This window comes from Legionella sainthelensi (assembly GCF_900637685.1).
Lineage (GTDB): Bacteria > Pseudomonadota > Gammaproteobacteria > Legionellales > Legionellaceae > Legionella > Legionella sainthelensi.
The window spans coordinates 3,267,872-3,286,384 of record NZ_LR134388.1; the positions used below are offsets into that span (position 1 = coordinate 3,267,872).

The window sequence follows — 18,513 nt, forward strand, 5'->3', positions numbered from 1 at the left end:
AATAGTCCTTAATTCCATCCTCTTATACTCTGTCGTACAGAAAAGCATAAATCCGTAATGAGCGACCAATTTTCATTTTTAATTGCCTCTTCAGGGACAACCCAAGAGCCTCCTACACAAGAAACATTGGGGAGCATCAAATAATCAGCAAAATTTGTCTCGTTAATACCTCCTGTTGGACAAAATTTTGCTTGAGGAAAAGGTCCATGAATTGCCCTTAGCATATTGATTCCTCCAGCAGGAACTGCTGGAAAAAATTTAAAATGCGTATATCCCAAGGTTAATCCTTCCATTAACTCTGAAACACTAGATATACCCGGAATTAAAGGTATAGGTGCATAACACCCAGCTTCTAACAGGGCTTGAGTTTTTCCCGGGCTTAAGGCAAATTTTGCACCTATATTCGCGGCCTGATTTAATTGCTCTGTCGTAGTGATTGTACCTACACCAATTAAAGCATCTGGAAAAGTTTCTGTAAGTAACGTTACAGCATCTAAAGCCACTGATGTCCTTAATGCTACTTCCAGTATGTGAATACCTCCTGCAAATAATGCAGTAGCCAAAGGTACTGCATGGTCTAGTTCTTTAATAACAAGAACTGGAATCACAGGTGAGGCACAAAATACGGCTTCCGGTTGCACCATCCAATTAGGAAATGTCATAAACTTCTCCTTGTAACCCACTGTAGTCAAAATGAAGCGAAACCCAGATTTATATCATTCCGTATTCTGCTTTTCTACTTCTAGCCAACGATTGTTTTAAATAAACCGCAGCTCCCAATATTCCTGGTTGTTCGGCAGTAATAATAAAGGTTGGAATTTGTGTATTAAATTCACTAAAACGCCCTTTTTCTTCAAATCGAACTCTAAAGTCACTATGATGAAGCAGCGAAATAAACCGTGGAACAATGCCACCTGCTATATAAACCCCGCCAAAAGCTGCAAATGTTAACGCTAAATCTCCAGCATAAGAACCCAAAATTGCCAAAAATTGCGCTACGGCAGCCTGTGCAATTGCACATTCATTTGCTAATGCCATAGCAATGATTTGAGCGGCGGGGATAAGATCATCCTGTTTTTGATTTAAAGCAGCTAAGGCTTGATATAAATTTTCCAAGCCATGACCAGATAATAAGCGCTCGTAAGATATATGAGCATATCGTTTCTTTAAATAACGATAAATAAACCATTCTTGATCCGTTTTTGCACCCCAACTGACATGCCCCCCTTCACCAGCATGGGCAGAGTAACCTTGTTCGCTAGCTATTACATAAGCCACCCCTAATCCAGTGCCTGCTCCTACCACTACTTTGACACCCTCTCCGGCAGCATGTCCTCTACCTACTTGAAAAACTTGCTTTCCCGATAAAATAGGTAAACTCATTGCTATAGCATTAAAATCATTTAAAACCCGAAGCTCATCTAAGTTCAGTTTTTGTTTTAATGCATTAATGGAAAACCGCCAAGGAGTATTAGTCATACAAATCATATCGTCAAATACTGGGCAAGCAATAGCAATAACTACCTGCTTTATCTCTTGTAACTTATATAGCTCTTGGTAGGTTGATAATACGGACTCTAGGTTGTTAAACTGAGCGCATGCATAAATTTCAACATTTTCTATAGTTAAGCTTTCTAAATGGACACAAGCAAAACGTGCAAAAGTCCCACCTATATCCGCAACAATGGCATATGATTGTAAAGACTTAAAACTCATAACAAGACTCTTTCCCTTGAAACAAACTACAAGCTCCCTGCTCAGCTCCTGAAAATTGTGATCTCAAACTAGCAAATAGTTCACGACCACTACCCTTATAAAGTCCCTCATGATTGTGCGGGGCTTTTTTTCTGCGCTTGAGTTCATCTTCACTAATCAATAATTGCAATACACCTTCTTCGGCATCAATCAAAATGATATCCCCAGTTTCAATCCGGGAAAGAACTTCATTATCGATTGCCTCAGGAGTGACATGAATTGCTGCAGGAACTTTACCTGATGCGCCTGACATACGTCCATCAGTCACTAATGCAACTTGATATCCTTTATCCATAAGTACCCCAAGCTTGGGAGTTAACTGATGCAACTCAGGCATACCACATGCCTTTGGCCCTTGGTACCGTACCACAACAATACAATCTTGCTCTAATACTCCTTTTTCGAAAAGTTGATTAAACTCTTCTTGGCTCGCACAAACAACTGCTGGAGCTTTGATCTTAGTTTTATCAACAGCAAGACCTGAAGTTTTAATAATTGCCCGTCCTATATTTCCACTTAATACTTGTAAACCACCTTGGGTCTTAAAGGGCGTTTTTGCAGAAGTGATTATTTGTTCATCCATTGAGGTTGAAGGTCCGGCCACCCATACCAATTGTTCATTATCCAAAAAAGGCTGCTGGGTGTATCGGTGTAGGCCAAAACCCATAACTGTGTGAACATCTTCATGTAATAACTGAGCATCTAAAAGAGTATGAATAAAATAAGCCATACCTCCAGCCTGTTGAAAATGATTGATATCAGCATAACCATTGGGATAAATTTTAGCAATCAAAGGCGTCACAGCAGATAGCTCAGCAAAATCATCCCAATTCACTAAATAACCTGCCATAGAAGCAATCGCAACAAGATGCATGGTGTGGTTTGTGGAACCACCGGAAGCCAACAAAGCGACAATGCCATTAACTATATTTTTTGCATCCATCATCTGGCCTATAGGCATGTAATGTTTGCCTAAATCAGTTAAAGACAAAACTTGTTGTGCGGCAAATTTAGTTAATTCATCCCGCAATAATGTACCTGGATTAATAAATGAGGAGCCTGGAAGTTGCAAGCCCATAACTTCTATAATTAATTGGTTAGAATTGGCAGTACCGTAGAAAGTACAAGTGCCTGGAGAATGATAAGAAGCTGTTTCAACTTCAAGTAAAGCACTCTTATCAACTTTTCCTTCCGCATATAACTGCCGAATACTTGCTTTTTTTTGATTTGATATTCCTGAAGGCATAGGGCCAGCTGGAATAAAAATAAAAGGTAAATGTCCAAAACTTAAAGCAGCCATTAATAAACCAGGAACAATTTTATCGCAGATTCCTAGCATTAAACCGCCATCAAACATATTATGGGATAAACCAATTGATGCAGACATGGCAATAACGTCACGACTCAATAAACTCAACTCCATTCCGGGTTGGCCTTGAGTAATTCCATCGCACATTGCTGGCACACCTGCTGCAAATTGAGCTACCCCCCCAGCAGCAGAAACAGCCTCTTTAATTAGAGAGGAATAAGTAAGATAAGGCTGATGAGCAGAAAGCATATCATTATATGCAGAAACAATAGCGATATTTGCCTTAGTCATACCCCGTAGGTGTGTCTTGTCCTGTTTCGGACAAGCGGCAAAACCATGTGCTAAATTTCCACAATGAAGCGAACTACGTTGAGGTCCCTTAGTTCGTGCTTGCTCCATATCGTTTAAATAGGAAGCTCTACTACGCAAACTTCGTTCGCGAATACGCTCTGTAACTCCAGCTACAACAGGATGCATTCTCTTTCCTTAAGGTGCATACATCACCTGAACATTGGCATCAAGATTATTTAAAAAAGCACTAACAGGCATAACCTTAGGATCATGCTGAGCCATTGCTTGATGAAGTACTGCCAGTTTTTTATGGCCGACTAAATGAAAAAAAATCACGCGACTATTTAATAATCTCCGTTTCGACAAACTCACTCGTTGATGTGACGCATTTTTAGGGGTAATTGGTAATACCGCAGCAGCATTATCATCTAATCCCAAAGCAAGTTCCTGTGCGCAAGGAAACAAAGAGGCTGTATGTCCGTCTTCTCCCATACCTAAAACTACCGCATCAAAAGTCGGTAAAGAGGCAATCGTATTTGCTGTTTCTTCTATTGAATATCCTTCTTCATGATACAAACTTACAAAACGGGCTGTCGCTGCTTCATGTTGCAACAAATAGTGTCGAACCAGGCGTTCATTTCTATCCGCGTTATCCGGTGGAACACAACGCTCATCAGCTAAAGTTAGAGTAACCTTATTCCAGGGAAGATCAATCTTTGCTAAAGTTTTAAATAAATCAATGGGTGTTTTTCCTCCGGAAACCACCATATATGCATGGCCGCGTTTGGCAATCGCATTACAAAGAATATGCTTTAGTCGTTCAGCCAAGTCTTCTGTTAATAAATGTGCCTCACTGAAACTATGTAACTGCATTTTGTTCACCCCACACATGTGCTTTACCATTGTACAAACGAATTACTTCCAAAGGGCCCCACGTTCCTGAAGGATAAGTATAAAGTGGCATATCTTGTTTTTCCCAAGCTAGTTTAATATCGTCAATCCATTTCCAAGCTTGCTCTACTTCTTCACGGCTCACAAATAAGTATTGATTACCCAACATAACTTCGAGCAATAATCGCTCATAAGCATCTGCAATTCTTTGAGAATTAGACAAATGGTTAAAATTTAAATTTAATTTGCTGTCGCGTAATTGCATGCAATCACTCAAACCTGGAATTTTATTCATCATGCGCAATTCCACTCCTTCATCAGGTTGCAACCGTATAATAAGCTGATTAGGAGATAAATTTTGTTTTAATTGTTTAAAAATATTATAAGGTTGCGGCTTAAAGTAAATAACTACTTCACTTTGTTTTTTTGATAATCTTTTGCCTGTCAGTAAATAAAAAGGAACACCCGACCAGCGCCAGTTATCAATATAAGCTTTAATTGCAACAAATGTCTCTGTAGAAGAGCCTCGATGTGCTCCTTCTTCATCCAAATAACCCAATACGTTCTGACCATTAATAACATTTCCCACATATTGGGCACGGATTGTATGTTCATGCACTTGAAGATCACTAATCGGACGTAATGATTTTAATACTTTAAGTTTTTCGCTTCGAATACACTCGGCTGACAAGCTCATGGGAGGCTCCATTGCCAAAAGAGATAGTATTTGTAATAAATGATTTTGCAACATGTCTCTTACTTGGCCTGATTTGTCATAATATGACCAGCGCCCTTCTACCCCGACTTCTTCTGCAACAGTAATTTCTACTTTATCAATAGACTGATTATCCCAATTTGAAGAAAAAATAGCATTAGCAAAGCGAAGCACCAAAAGATTTAATACAGTTTCTTTACCCAAATAATGATCAATTCGATAGATTTGACTTTCAGTAAAGAAACGGGCAACTTCATTATTAATTGCGATAGATGAAGGTAGATCATGACCAATTGGTTTTTCCAAAACAATTCGGGAAGGTTGTTTTGTTAAACCTATAGTTGAAAGCCCCTGGCATGCTTGCGCGTACAAAGAAGGTGGAATCGCTAAATAAGAAATGGTGACTCGCTCTTCGGGCACAACAAGATCAATTAATCGCCCATAATCTTCGGGGTGTGTTAAATCAAGTTGGCAATAAACCATTTTTTCAACAAAACGTGACCAAATTTTTTCATCAAGATTTTTGTCCATAAAAATTTGCGTCTTTGTTTTTGCGAACTCAAGATAAGCAGTAAGCGTTAATGGTTCACGGGCGCAGCTAATGATGCGGGTATTTGCATGAAGTAAGTTTGAACACTCAAGCTGGTACAATGCAGGAATCAACTTGCGGCAAGAAAGGTCTCCCAAGGCACCAAACAGAATTAAATCACAAGGATAGGTTGCAGCGACTTCTTCGATCATGTTTTATCCTACAATCAATCATATTTTGAGGGTTAAATACTAAATTGAAAGATAGGACAGATCAACTTAAATCCCGATTATCTCTAAAAAAGCTTCTTCCTCTATTGCAACTGTTTAACACCCTGAATATTCGAAACTATTATTGCAAAAATTGATTTTTATGCTATATGAAATATTAAGGTAATTACTTACTTCCGCCTGCTACCCCCGTAGTTTGGCGTAAAATGATCCACGCGAATTTACCTAACCCCAAATTATTATTAGGAGAATCTGATGCTTAATAAGAGATTTTCAGAAAGACTGAATAAAGAATTGGATAATATTGGTGTGCCAGAATCAAGCGCAGAGCGGATTGAGGTATTGTCAAAATTAGTGAAAATTCCTAAATTTAAAGCAGAAGCATTACTCAATGGAGCAACAAATCCTGATGAAGAATTACTTAATGCCTTGGCACAAGAATTTGAGGTAAGCGCTGATTGGTTAGTAGGAAAAAGTGATGAGTCTTCTCATTAACCTAGCCAAAATTTGGGAGAAAGTGCTGAAATTAGCCTAAGTGTGTGTAGCAAGCTCTCAAAGAATTCCCCGTAAGATACGTAGCACTTTATACGGGGATCCGGCTCAAAAACTGTGTTATGGTTAAAAGCTAATTCCTTAAGGTTGATTCGATAGCTGATTTCCAGCATCCTGAATATTTAAAAGCTCACAGGTCTCATTGAGTTTACGAGCAATTTCCTTCTCTTGATGTGAAGCAAAAAACTGCGGCCTATAAAGAGGTTTTTCTTGTCCTTTAATGGAATAACCAATTGCAATGATAAATTCTGCTAGGGCGCGAAAGAAATTTCCGAAGTGGGTTGCACTCTCATGATTGTTAGTCAACTGTCTCACTTCTGTTTCAGTAACATTAGTGATTATTGCTTTAGCGGAGTCAATTTTGAACTGTTCTCGATTAATTTTAGATGCCAAATATTTTAATTTAATTTCCTCTAATTCAGATTTTAAATGTATTGCCCAATCAGGACTGCTATTAGACGTTTTCAAGGTATCGATTGCACTGAGCAAATTGTTAAGCTGAATAACTTCAGGCGAATTACTCCTTTCAGTATATTCTTTCTTTAGATATTCATATTGATTTTTAATAGTTACAATGCGTTCAGAAATGTGCTTTGGTATCCCAGAATAAATATCTTCTTCCTTCCTCAAGGAGGCCCAAATTTCATCAAGATCTTTAAAATCACTATCATATATTTCGACCAAAGGATATTCTTTTCGTTCATTTTCTAATTGATTCAGTTGAGTTTCTAATGCAGCTTTACTATTTAAAAAAATTTTTACTCTGTATATTTGTTCCTCTAATGTCCGTGTAATTACACCAAGGTTACTTACAGCTTCGCTTGCCTTTGTTTCTATCTGTTCTTTTGTTAATTTTTCTCTTGATAATTCCTTAATGATAGAGTCAGAATTGAGCAACACTGCTTGGAAGCGATTTTCATCATTTTTCAAATAATAGTTCAGTGTTGGCTCTTCAGCACATTTCTGAAGTAGATTCTTAAGCCTATTAAGTTGCATTTTTATAGAACTCACTGAGTACGATGCGTGATCAACTCTATTTTTTTCTGCAAGGTCTATAGCGGGGTTAAGTGTACTCACTAAAAATTCAATTAATCTTTCATTTATTTCCTTCAATGCTACTTGTGCATTTTTTGTAATGATAATTTGCTTCTGTAGTTGCTCAATAGAATAAGGAGTTTGAACCATAAATTCTTTCTCCCTTTCACCAATAACCTCTTCTACTTGTTGTAATAAAGAATTATATGGGCTCAAGAATACTTGTTTATCGAGCTGATTCCTTACTAAGGCGATCTTTTCTTCGAATTCTTGACGAAGTGCCCTAATTGCATTGACTTGTAAAACATATTGCTCTGAGAATTGAGCTAATTCAGAGGTAAGTTCAGTTAGGCTTTTTTTATGTTGATTGGGTTGATTTATATTATCGCCTGAGGAGGAATCTGTCGCTTTTGCAGCTGAAAAGCCCCCGTTTTTCTTTTCTCGTATTATTGCATAAGTATTAATAAGATCATTAAAATCATCCAACTCGATTTCTTGATTTGGCTCGCTTTTTTCTAGCCAGTTTTTAGCTTCTTCAAGACGTTTAATAAAAGAAATATCTTCATTGGCTTGCGCAGAAAAATAATTGATTGAATCCTCGATACTACCCCAAAATTTACTTAATAACGGATTTTCATCTGGCCTCTTATTATTTAATCCTTGAACCATGAGTTTTCCTTGTGCTTCGCTATGTGTTAGTTCCCTAAAATTTTTAATCATCAAATCGATTAGATCTAATTGAGCGCTTTTAGCTAGAATATGAGCGGTAGCAACCAACTGTTTTTGTATTGCCGCATTTTCCGTTCGTTCAGCCTCGCCAATCATTGCTATGACTGACTCTAACAATTGCTCATCTCTTTCCGGCTTTATTTTTTGCTGGGAGTTATGAATTGTTTCACGTAGTTTTACTAAATAATGGTCTGTTCTATCTTCTATCTCTGCTTTGTCTTTCATAGTGAATACCCCTGAGAGAAAATCTGCAAACATGTGAAACCTTCATGAGCGCGTTTCAGTAGTTTCATAGAATTAACTTTGGAATCCAGGTGTAAAATACCAGGAATCAATGATTAAAATTTAAACATCTCTTATCTTGTAAATCAAATTGATTATATTAATATAGGATATCAAATAATTTAATATCTTAATGATGCGAGGGAAGTTGCAGCTAATTTTAGTATCTCATTTTAATTAACATATAGGGTCCATTGACATTTAATCCTCGATGGCGTCGAGAGAGCAAATGTCAACGGCCCCTAAAAACCAGCTCAACTTAAATAGTAAGAAATGAAACTTATCGAAATGGATTTGTTCAAATTATAGATATAGGATTTATTTAACCATGAAATCGATCGTTGGCACTAATTGGTCTGGCATGCTTCGCGATATACTCAATAATTTTTCCAGCAATATTAATCCCTGTAGCCTTCTCTACACCTTCAAGACCGGGTGATGAATTAATTTCCAAAACCAAAGGACCATGATTAGAGCGAATTAAATCAACACCTGCCACCTTTAATCCCATAGTTTTTGCAGCTCTAATAGCAATAGTTCTTTCTTGTGGGGATAATTTCACTTTAATCGCGGTACCGCCCTGATGTACATTTGCCCGAAACTCACCCTCTTTTGCCTGTCGCTTTACAGCAGCAACAATCTTCTCGCCCACAACAAAACAACGAATATCTACTCCGCGCGACTCTTCAATAAATTCTTGTACTAAAATTTTGGCACGCATTTCTTTAAAAGCATTAATAATGCTCACTGCGGATTGATGGCTGTCCGCTAAAATTACACCTTTTCCTTGAGTACCCTCTAACAATTTGATCACTAAAGGTGCGCCACCAACCATCCGAACCAAATCTTCGGTATCATCAGGAGACTGGGCAAAACTAGTGAGTGGCATAGGAATTCCTTTACGAGCCAATAGCTGGAGTGAACGAAGTTTATCACGAGAACGAGAAATGGCAATTGACTCATTTAAAGTATACATACCCATAGTTTCCATATGGCGCAACACCGCCGTACCATAATACGTATTTGATGCCCCAATTCTTGGAATTACTGCATCAAAATGGGGTAGAGGAGCCCCCCCCTGTAATGAACCTTTGGACAGGAAGCAGCAACATTCATATAACAATATAACGGATTTATAAAACTTATCTCATGGCCAGCAGCTTCACCCTCAGCTTTAAGACGCTTATGAGAATACAAATGTGGGTTCGTAGCCAATATCGCAATTTTCATGAAACATGCATTCCTTAACTATTTTCTTATTTTTGTTATTTTTAAAAGCTTTTAATGAGTCAAAAAGCTTGTTTATAAACGATTCATATAAATAAAGCCTAGTCTAAAAAAACTAAAATCACATTCAGATTTAATAAAAAATTTGCATTAAAATTCTTAATTAAGATACCAATAACAAATAATCTTTTGCTAAAAGATCAGCATGATGCGGTGTAGTAAAAAATGCATTGAGCTCTCCTTGCGGATTAAACAACATCAATGCTCCGCTATGCTGCATATCATAATTTTTAGAGTCATTATTCGCTTCAATTACTTTTGTATAAGCAATACCCATTTCTCGCGTCATCGATTTAATCGATTCCTCATCTCCTCGCGCCCCATAAAAGTCAGGATGAAAAGAGGTGACATAATTGCCTAATTTTTGTTGCGTATCCCGTTCTGGATCAATAGATATCATGACTATCCTTGGTAAATTCTTAACTCCTTTTTCATCAAGGATACGATACATTTTAGCTAATTCAGCCATAGTCGTTGGGCAAACATAGCCACAATTAGTGAACCCAAAAAAGATTAAAGTCCATTTACCTTGTAAACTATTATTATCAAAAGTATTGTTATCAATTCCAGTCAGATTAAATTTATTGACTGGTCTTGGATGCTCAAGATAGGTTCCATTGAATTTGCTAATATCAATTTTCTTTTTAAAATGAATGTGCTGTCCTACAAATATTCCCGAAAATAGTCCTGCAAGAGCCAGCAAAATTACTACAGTAAAAGTAATACCCTTAGTTTTTAAACTCATTTTTCCCCCTTTATAGGAACATAAATGAAATAAGTCGCCTAACAAAAATTCAACATCCAATAATGGAGCTTAGTTCATACATATTTCTTATAGATAATGATCAATCAATAAAAAGACAAACAACAACATTAAGTAGACTATTGAAAATCTAAATGTTTGCATCGCAATAACTGGTTTATCTGTATGATATAATTGATACGCCCAGTATAAGAAACGCGCACCCAGCACTAAGGCGCCTATCAGATAAAATAAACCACTCATCCCAATAATAAAAGGTAATACGCTCACAACCACTAACAAAATGGTATACAGATAAATATTCAATTTAGTAAATTGGATACCATGAGTTACAGGCAGCATAGGAATTTGCGCATGTTGATACTCTTCATAGCGATAAATCGCTAGAGCCCAAAAATGAGGAGGTGTCCAAATAAAGATAATTAACACCAACAACAATGCCTCGGGATCCAATTGATTGGTTACGGAAGTCCAACCTAATAATGGAGGAGCAGCGCCTGCCAATCCACCTATTACTATATTCTGCGGGGTTGCTCGCTTTAAATAACCTGTATAAATGCCAGCATACCCAATCAAAGTGATAAAAGTGAGTAATGCAGTTAATTCATTCACAAAAACTACTAAAACAGTTAAGCCGATTGTCCCCATAATTAAAGCAAACCATAATGCTTGGCGCACTGAAACTTGGCCGCTCGCTACAGGCCTTTTTTTCGTTCTGGCCATAATAGCATCAATTCGTTTATCAACGAGATGATTAATTGCCGCAGCACTACCTGCACAGAGTCCAATGCCGAGCAAAGAAGCACTCAATAGAAATAAATTCACCCATCCTGGTGTTGCAAGATACATACCAACTACTACGGTCAAGAGCATCAATAACACAACGCGAGGTTTACATAACTCAATATAATTACGCCAAACGGATGATGTAGGTTGCGCTATCGGATTAACATGCATCATTTTGCCCCTTACGCGTAAAGTGCAATGTGCTAAATAGCGCTGCCAACAATAAAGCTGCAATCCCATTATGAGCTACAGCTACCGTAATTGGAAGTAAATAAATCACATTGAGAATCCCTAAAGTAAACTGAATTAAAACCAATAAGAGCAGCACTCCAGCCGCTGTTTTAAGATAATGAAAATGGCTTTTCAATAGGATAAAAAAGGAAAGCATCATCACATAAACCGCGGTTATCATAGCACCCAGTCGATGAATAAATTGGATAGTCGCTCGTACATCATGCTCCAGTAATCCACCTTGATAATTTGCGCCTACTGGAGAAAATAAATTAAAACCCTGCGCAAAATGCAAATCAGGCCACCAAGCTCCGTTACACGTTGGAAAACCAATGCATGAGATTCCTGCATAATTAGCACTAACCCATCCACCTAATGCAATTTGGATCAGAACAATAATGACTCCTAAACGTAACCATGGGCGCCATTGGGGTAAGTCTTGGCCGCTTAATGCACTGATTTGAAAACGAAATCTACTTAAACATGCAACAATTAACATTCCCCCGAGTAGATGCCCCATAACTACAACAGGTAAGAGCTTTAAAGTTACAGTCCACATACCCAAAACTGCTTGAAAAATAACCAATATTAATAAAGCAATAGGTAAATGCCAAGGTAAATGACTGCCTTGTGAGCGTTTACGCATAACATAAAAGCCAATAAAAAAAATCAATAACGCTAATGTGCCCGCAACATAACGATGAGCCATCTCAGTCCATGCTTTTCTAGTCTCAATAGGAATTTGAGGATATTGGGTTTGTGCAGCCTGCAATTTCTCCTTAGCGCTGGGAAGAACAATCTGTCCATAGCAACCAGGCCAATCTGGACAGCCTAAACCTGCGTCCGTGAGTCGCGTATAAGCGCCTAACATCACGACACATAAAGATAAAAGTACGGCACAGGTTACTACGCAGCGTAAAAGTTTATTTTGCATTAGATTTATCACCCTTATTCTCTGTTGTATTGAGCAACAACTTTAAATCCTTATATACATCATCAGGATTAACCTGTGGTGAATAACTGAGAATCAAATAATTATTGGGATCCGCTAAAAAAATTTTTGCCTTCGAAAACAATGCTTCATTGCCATTAATTTCAGTTGAGGAGAGTTCCCTCACCTTAAAATCTATTTCTCTTAACAAGGATTGTTGTTCTTGAGTCAACGCAGGTGATTTATTACCAAGAATTAACCACTGATCAACTTGATACAATTTACGCCCCAAAGCCAAACGAATCTTAGCTAAAACCTCTAGTTGTTGCATGCATGTTTTATCACAAATGCTTGGGTTCCAAAAAATAATACGCCACTTTGCTGATTCTTTGAAAGAATGCAATGCCACAGGGGGACTCAGTAAGGTTCCTTTATTGATTTTTGCTGTACCTAACCAGGAAGGATGCTTATAAAACATCAAAGCAGCGATCCCAGGAGTCGCAAATATTAGAACGAGCAGTAATAAAATGTAATGCTTAGAAATTTGTTTTTTCATTTTTTTTCTTCAGATTTAATGCTACAAATATAATCAGGACAACCAATGCCATAACAAACCACTGCAAAGCATAGGCTAAATGCCGCTGTGGAGGCATAGATACAGTCGCCCATTCACGCACAAATCCATTTGCATCTTGTTTGTCGAGGCGAATAATAAACGGAGAGACCGATTTTTGCAAAACTTGACTTATCAATTGTGTATCCAAACGTTCAAGGATAACCACTTTATTCCCTTTCTTTTCCAAAGAAGGTCCTAAAACCCATTGATTTTTACTTGGAAAATATACAGAGCCCTGTAAGGTTAAAAAATCATTGGGCGTTATAATGTTTGGAAGAATCCGACGGCTTAACTCTCCAGGAACCCAGCCTCTATCAATCATAATAATCGCGCCATCAGGAAGTACAAAAGGTGATAATACATCATAACCAAATTGATGTTGATGATGTTGGTTATCTAATAAAAATATCTGTGGCAAATAACTCCCTTCAAGGATAATACGCTCGTATTGCAAAGGCTGTTTTTGATTTTTAGTCCAAAAAAGAGGTTTTTGCAGTTCTTGTGTTTTTTGTGCCACAATCATTTTCTTTTTTTCATCCGCACGTTGGATTTGCCAAAAGCCAAGACGCATAAATAATGCAAAAAACAAAATGGTGAGAATTAACATCAACCAACTTGGGGTGAAACGAAATTTAAAACAGGTTAAACTAGGCATGGTTCATCAATTGTTTAAATGTTGGCCATAATCTGACGGCAATTTTCAGGAGTATAACAAATGATCACTAAAATTATCATCATCTTGGCCATGATTATTATCGCTGGTTCATTAGCAAGTGGACTTATTTTCCTCATTCGTGACTCTGGAAACTCGAAACGCGCAGTCAGAGCATTGACCATTAGAATAAGTATTTCTGTTAGTTTATTTATATTTTTATTAATTGCTTTTAAACTGGGATTAATTAAACCCCATGGCATTTAAATTTAAGGATTTATTATGCGTATATTATTCATCAGTTTTATATTTCTTTGTCACTGTCTCCATGCCGATACTATAAAAAATTACATGAATATTGCTGATAATATTCAACAGATGGAAATAAAAGCAGATCCACAGGCTCAAGCTTGGGCTCGTTCCGCACGACATGTTCTAACCATAACCTGTGAAAGTATTGCAGAAACAATGCTTCAAGCAAACGAAATTGCTAAAAACCAAGGTAATCCTCTTTTTTGTCTTCCTAAAAGCGTTCAGCTTAATGCAAGTACACTATGCCAATTATTGCAGCAAACTTATAAAGGGATTTCAAGTCAACAAAGTGATAAAGATTCGATGACGGTCTCACAGGTCGCTTGGCTAGGCGCAAGCAAGAGCTATCCATGCCAACCAAACACCGCCGCTAAAAATGAAATGGCCCATGTTTCTGCTGCGTTAGGACAATCTTAGCAGTTAGAGGACAACGATTATCATGGATAATTTATTTAAGGTAAGTAGTTTTAGCTCTGGGTTAAGATAACGAAAATAGGGACGTTTCACGAACAATCTTTTCCCAAGCAACACTACATTATTGCCCAAATTTCGTCATTAGCTAAAAAGATAGTGCTTTTTCCTGTTTATTTTGTTATTATAATGTTCAAATTTTATATCACCTTGCCTTTTTAGGCTACGTTTTACTCAATCAGGATTTTTATGTCTCAAGAAATCACCAGCTTCGCTGCCTTTAATTTTTCTGATGCCTTAAATAAAGCATTAGAGGATATGAAGTTTACTACTCCTTCGCCAATTCAAGCACAAACTATACCTTTACTCTTACAAGGACAGGATGCAATTGCTCTGGCACAAACAGGAACAGGTAAAACGGCAGCATTTGCATTACCCATTTTACAAAACTTATCTTCGTCTGTGCACGGCACTCAAGCTTTAATTTTAGCGCCTACGCGTGAATTAGCGATTCAAGTCGCAGAACAATTCGAATTATTAAGTGCGAATCAACGCAGTATTACCGTTGCTGTTTTATGTGGTGGCCAAGAATATGGTCGTCAATTAAAACAATTACGAGCTGGGGCCCAGATAGTAGTCGGAACTCCAGGAAGAATTTTAGATCATCTCGATAAAGGGACTTTAAATTTAGAGAATTTACGTACTTTTATTCTTGATGAAGCCGATGAAATGTTGCGTATGGGGTTTATTGAAGATATTGAAACCATCATGTCTAAATTACCCGAAAAAAAGCAAATAGGTTTATTTTCTGCAACCATGCCTTATCGTATACGGCAAATTGCTAACACTTATTTACATAATCCTGCATCGATTGAAATACGTGCAGATACCGCCACTGTCAAAAGTATCGAACAACGATTCTTATTTGCATCAGGCCATCAAAAAGCTGACGCATTATTACGGGTATTGGCTGTAGAAGAATACCAAGGTGTTATTGTATTTGTGCGCACTAAAAGTAGTACTGAAGAAGTAGCTGAGATATTACAGCAACAAGGGCTACGCGCGATGGCCATACATGGCGACATCACCCAAGCGCTGCGTGAACGAATTATTGCTCAGTTTAGACAAGGGGCAATTGATATCTTAGTTGCTACAGATGTAGCTGCACGTGGTTTAGATGTTGATCGGGTTACTCACGTAATTAATTATGACTTACCTCATGATAATGAAACTTATGTTCATCGTATTGGAAGAACAGGAAGAGCAGGTCGTTCAGGTGTAGCGGTACTCTTTGTAACTCCTAAGGAAGGCCGACTTATTACCAGTATCGAGCGCCATACCCGTCAGCGTATTACTAAAGTAGCTGTGCCCACAGATCATATGATCCATGTAGCACGTCAACAACGTTTCATGGCGAATATTACCGCACGCTTAGAGCATGAACACTTAATTTCTTATAAACGAATTATTGAAGAATATATCAAAGAGAATGATGCCTCCGCAGTCGATGTTGCTGCTGCACTTGCATTATTACTGCATAAAGATATGCCATGGCAAAAAGAACAAGCTTTGCCTAAGGAATCACGTTCAATAAAAGAAAACCGTTCCGAACGCAATGGCAAATCGGAACGTTCATTTTCTCGTTTCGACGAAAGAAAAAGTTTTACTTCGGATAAGAAAAATCCCAAGGAAAACCGTAAAAAATTTGGTGACATAGAACAAGATTTGTTCCGTCTTGATGTAGGTAAAGTTCATGGAGTAAAACCAGGAAATATTGTTGGTGCTATTGCTAATGAGGCAGGCCTACAAAGCAAGCATATCACTGGTCTTAAAATTCTTGATGATCATTCTATTGTACGCCTTCCCAAAGGCATGCCTAAGGAAATCGTGAGCGGTTTAACCAAAGCCTGGGTTTGTGGACGTCAGTTAAAATTAACTTTAATTAGTAATGCGTGATTTAGTGATCCAGCCTCACCACCTTTTATGAAGGGAGAGGCTCAACTAAAAGTTATGCTGCTTTAAGAGAGCTACAAATCCAACCCTGAACTCTATCGTTACATAAGCCTCCTGTTCTCGTAGGAGGTAGTATTTTGCCAATTCTTTCTCTCGATACAACCTCGAACAATAAAGTGGCTTCGTTTTTTCTAGGAAGCTATTTTATTAAATTTGTCTATCAAATAAACATAATTTTATCTTTTTAGCGATTTGCATAATAAGCAATTAAATGTAACTTGATGATTAATAACTAAAATTTTTAAATCACGCGTTGATGTAAAAAAATTGCTTATCAATGATTTTTCATACTATAATGCCGGTGTTTTTGTTTTTAAAACAATCAAATAAACTCTTCAAATTCAGTGCAGAAAGTCTGTCATCATTATAAAAGGCTACTGCTTTTTTAGGATTAAGATTAAGGGTATTCATGAGACTGTTAGCAACTATTAGTGCGTTTTTATTTTCTGGGATTATTTCAGCAACACCTCTTCATAATATCGTTATATTTGGAGATAGCTTATCTGATAATGGTAATTTGTATGAATTTATGAAAAAGCAAATTCCACAATCCCCCCCCTATTACGAGGGTCGTTTTACCAATGGTCCTGTCTGGATAGAACATGTAATCGCTTCTTATTTTCCTGAAAATCCTAGCGCTCATTTATTGGATTATGCTTTCGGGGGTGCTGGCGTTTCTGAAGAGGAAGGGGCAGATGATGTATTATTTACTTTAAGAAGAGAAATTAATAATTATTTATTGGCGCATCATGATAAAGCCAGTGAAGACAGCCTTTTTGTGATATGGATAGGCGCTAATAATTATCTTGGATTACCTTCTGAAGTGGACAAATCACTACAGGAGGTTAATCTCGGAATTGTAAATAGTTTACATCGTTTAGTAAAAAAAGGTGCAAAGCATATCCTGGTCGTGAATTTACCAGATTTAGGCCGAACACCAGCTGCGATTGAGTTTGGCACTATAGATGAGCTGACCTATTTTGCAACAAAACACAACAGTATGTTAAGTCAATCCATTGATAGTTTTAAACAAACATATCCAGATGTAGAATGGCTCTATTATGATCTGCATCAAGCTTTTGAAGAAGTCATTGACAGCCCACAAGACTATGGATTTACTAATATCACGAACACTTGTGTTCAATTTGATGAAAGTATCAGTAAAACATCGGTCTTAAAAATGACTGCTGCAGCTAAACCACAAATGCAGGAGGATGCTTGTACAGGTTATTTATTTTTTGATTTAGTACATCCCACAGGATTAGCGCATAAAATTCTAGCAGAAAAAGCAAGATTGATGTTAGATCAACAGGGTATAGTGTTTTCAGATTAAATTTAAGCTACTGGATTAGACATAATCACCATAATCCGTGAAGTATGCATAAAATGCCCAGATTACAACGTGTCTAATCTGGGCTGCTCATACATTTATTCCAATAGTAATCTGTTAGGATGATATGAATTACTTAATAAGGATAATGTTGCTATGGTGTGGTATGACCTCAGCTGCATTTACAAATATGCTTGAGATTGATATAGATGGTAAGCATATTCATCTGCCTTGTTGGTTTTCTCAAAAAAAACAGCTTGGAGCGATACTTCTTGTTAATGGAGAAAGTCATAATCAATCCTCAGCATTATTAGAATATTTAGCTCATCGTTTAGCAGAAAATGGATGGATGGTCACTTTAGTTCAGGATGATAAAAGCAATTCCATTCCATGGATAAAACAACTACCTGAGGCCATTGTAACGTTAAGGCAGCAGAAGTTCATGAAAATTGTGGTGTTGCATTATGGAGAGCAATTACAGCAAACTTTGAATTATTTCGGCAAACCGCAAGCCCCAAAAATTGAAGGATTAATTTTACTTTCAGCCTACTATGTACAAAATCCTATACATAAAAAGCCTGAAATAAATATGCCCATTTTTGATATTATAGGGCAATTTGATGGCGATTTAGTGAAGCAAGAGCTGGCGATACGTCAAAAAACGTTAAGAAACAATAAAAAGAAATACCTGGCAATAGAAATACCAGGGGTAGAACCAGATTACAAATACAGTCGGCAGCTGCTTTTTACTTTTATTCATGGATGGATGATAAAACTTCCAGAGTTTCAACCATCGCCCCCCTCTTTTATGTATACCTACCAACATCCTATATTAGATTTCGAATATAAAGTATAAGCTTTTG

The 18,513-nt window shown here is 37.4% G+C and carries 17 protein-coding genes and 1 pseudogene; 6 read left to right on the plus strand and 12 right to left on the minus strand.

Features of this window, described 5'->3' with window-relative positions; all coding sequences use genetic code 11:
- Positions 1-8 precede the first annotated feature (8 nt).
- From EL220_RS14390 to zwf, 5 genes are read right to left on the minus strand one after another with little or no spacing between them, the layout of a single operon-like run.
- Positions 9-662: a bifunctional 4-hydroxy-2-oxoglutarate aldolase/2-dehydro-3-deoxy-phosphogluconate aldolase gene (locus tag EL220_RS14390; protein ID WP_027269578.1), complete on the minus strand. Its 654-nt coding sequence runs from the start codon at positions 660-662 to the stop codon at positions 9-11.
- 49 nt (positions 663-711) lie between these two features.
- Positions 712-1,716: a glucokinase gene (gene glk / locus EL220_RS14395; RefSeq protein ID WP_027269577.1), complete on the minus strand. Its 1,005-nt coding sequence runs from the start codon at positions 1,714-1,716 to the stop codon at positions 712-714.
- On the minus strand, positions 1,706-3,541 hold the full coding sequence (gene edd / locus EL220_RS14400; protein WP_027269576.1) for a phosphogluconate dehydratase: 1,836 nt from the start codon (positions 3,539-3,541) through the stop codon (positions 1,706-1,708). The genes glk and edd overlap by 11 nt, the downstream gene beginning before the upstream one ends.
- A gap of 9 nt (positions 3,542-3,550) precedes the next feature.
- Positions 3,551-4,228: a 6-phosphogluconolactonase gene (gene pgl, locus EL220_RS14405; RefSeq protein ID WP_027269575.1), complete on the minus strand. Its 678-nt coding sequence runs from the start codon at positions 4,226-4,228 to the stop codon at positions 3,551-3,553.
- Complete coding sequence (gene zwf / locus EL220_RS14410; protein ID WP_027269574.1) at positions 4,215-5,702, minus strand: glucose-6-phosphate dehydrogenase; 1,488 nt, start codon at positions 5,700-5,702, stop codon at positions 4,215-4,217. The genes pgl and zwf overlap by 14 nt, the downstream gene beginning before the upstream one ends.
- Before the next feature lie 273 nt (positions 5,703-5,975).
- Here zwf and EL220_RS14415 point away from each other — a divergent pair, with 273 nt between their 5' ends.
- Positions 5,976-6,215, plus strand: a complete 240-nt coding sequence (locus EL220_RS14415; protein ID WP_027269573.1) for a hypothetical protein — start codon at positions 5,976-5,978, stop codon at positions 6,213-6,215.
- Between the two features lie 138 nt (positions 6,216-6,353).
- Here the strand turns inward: EL220_RS14415 and EL220_RS14420 are convergent, their stop codons facing one another.
- The 7 genes and pseudogenes from EL220_RS14420 to EL220_RS14450 all read right to left on the minus strand — a co-directional run bounded on the left by EL220_RS14420 (position 6,354) and on the right by EL220_RS14450 (position 13,587).
- Positions 6,354-8,261: a hypothetical protein gene (locus EL220_RS14420; RefSeq protein WP_027269572.1), complete on the minus strand. Its 1,908-nt coding sequence runs from the start codon at positions 8,259-8,261 to the stop codon at positions 6,354-6,356.
- Between the two features lie 379 nt (positions 8,262-8,640).
- A pseudogene (gene rimK / locus EL220_RS14425) lies at positions 8,641-9,548 on the minus strand (30S ribosomal protein S6--L-glutamate ligase).
- A 160-nt stretch (positions 9,549-9,708) separates the two neighbouring features.
- Positions 9,709-10,350: an SCO family protein gene (locus tag EL220_RS14430; RefSeq protein WP_027269570.1), complete on the minus strand. Its 642-nt coding sequence runs from the start codon at positions 10,348-10,350 to the stop codon at positions 9,709-9,711.
- Positions 10,351-10,437: 87 nt separating this feature from the next.
- Positions 10,438-11,325 (minus strand): heme o synthase, encoded by an 888-nt coding sequence (cyoE, locus tag EL220_RS14435; protein ID WP_035905544.1) that lies wholly within the window; start codon positions 11,323-11,325, stop codon positions 10,438-10,440.
- On the minus strand, positions 11,315-12,319 hold the full coding sequence (locus EL220_RS14440) for a COX15/CtaA family protein (protein WP_027269568.1): 1,005 nt from the start codon (positions 12,317-12,319) through the stop codon (positions 11,315-11,317). Before EL220_RS14440 ends, cyoE begins: the two co-directional genes overlap by 11 nt.
- Entirely contained in the window at positions 12,309-12,872 is a 564-nt protein-coding gene (locus EL220_RS14445; RefSeq protein ID WP_027269567.1) for a hypothetical protein, read from the minus strand. The genes EL220_RS14440 and EL220_RS14445 overlap by 11 nt, the downstream gene beginning before the upstream one ends.
- Positions 12,853-13,587 (minus strand): SURF1 family protein, encoded by a 735-nt coding sequence (locus EL220_RS14450; protein WP_027269566.1) that lies wholly within the window; start codon positions 13,585-13,587, stop codon positions 12,853-12,855. The genes EL220_RS14445 and EL220_RS14450 overlap by 20 nt, the downstream gene beginning before the upstream one ends.
- Before the next feature lie 60 nt (positions 13,588-13,647).
- Between EL220_RS14450 and EL220_RS14455 the strand changes: the two genes are divergently transcribed.
- From EL220_RS14455 to EL220_RS14475, 5 genes are all read left to right on the plus strand, one after another.
- Entirely contained in the window at positions 13,648-13,851 is a 204-nt protein-coding gene (locus tag EL220_RS14455) for a twin transmembrane helix small protein (RefSeq protein ID WP_027269565.1), read from the plus strand.
- A gap of 15 nt (positions 13,852-13,866) precedes the next feature.
- Positions 13,867-14,313, plus strand: a complete 447-nt coding sequence (locus EL220_RS14460; protein WP_027269564.1) for a hypothetical protein — start codon at positions 13,867-13,869, stop codon at positions 14,311-14,313.
- A gap of 243 nt (positions 14,314-14,556) precedes the next feature.
- A complete protein-coding gene (locus EL220_RS14465) occupies positions 14,557-16,263 on the plus strand; it encodes a DEAD/DEAH box helicase (protein WP_027269563.1) in 1,707 nt (568 codons plus the stop codon).
- 466 nt (positions 16,264-16,729) lie between these two features.
- On the plus strand, positions 16,730-17,653 hold the full coding sequence (plaA, locus tag EL220_RS14470; protein ID WP_027269562.1) for a GDSL family lysophospholipase PlaA: 924 nt from the start codon (positions 16,730-16,732) through the stop codon (positions 17,651-17,653).
- Positions 17,654-17,816: 163 nt separating this feature from the next.
- Positions 17,817-18,506 carry an alpha/beta hydrolase family protein gene (locus EL220_RS14475; RefSeq protein ID WP_232002480.1) on the plus strand — a complete coding sequence of 230 codons (690 nt, stop codon included), beginning with the start codon at positions 17,817-17,819 and terminating at the stop codon, positions 18,504-18,506.
- Positions 18,507-18,513 lie beyond the last annotated feature (7 nt).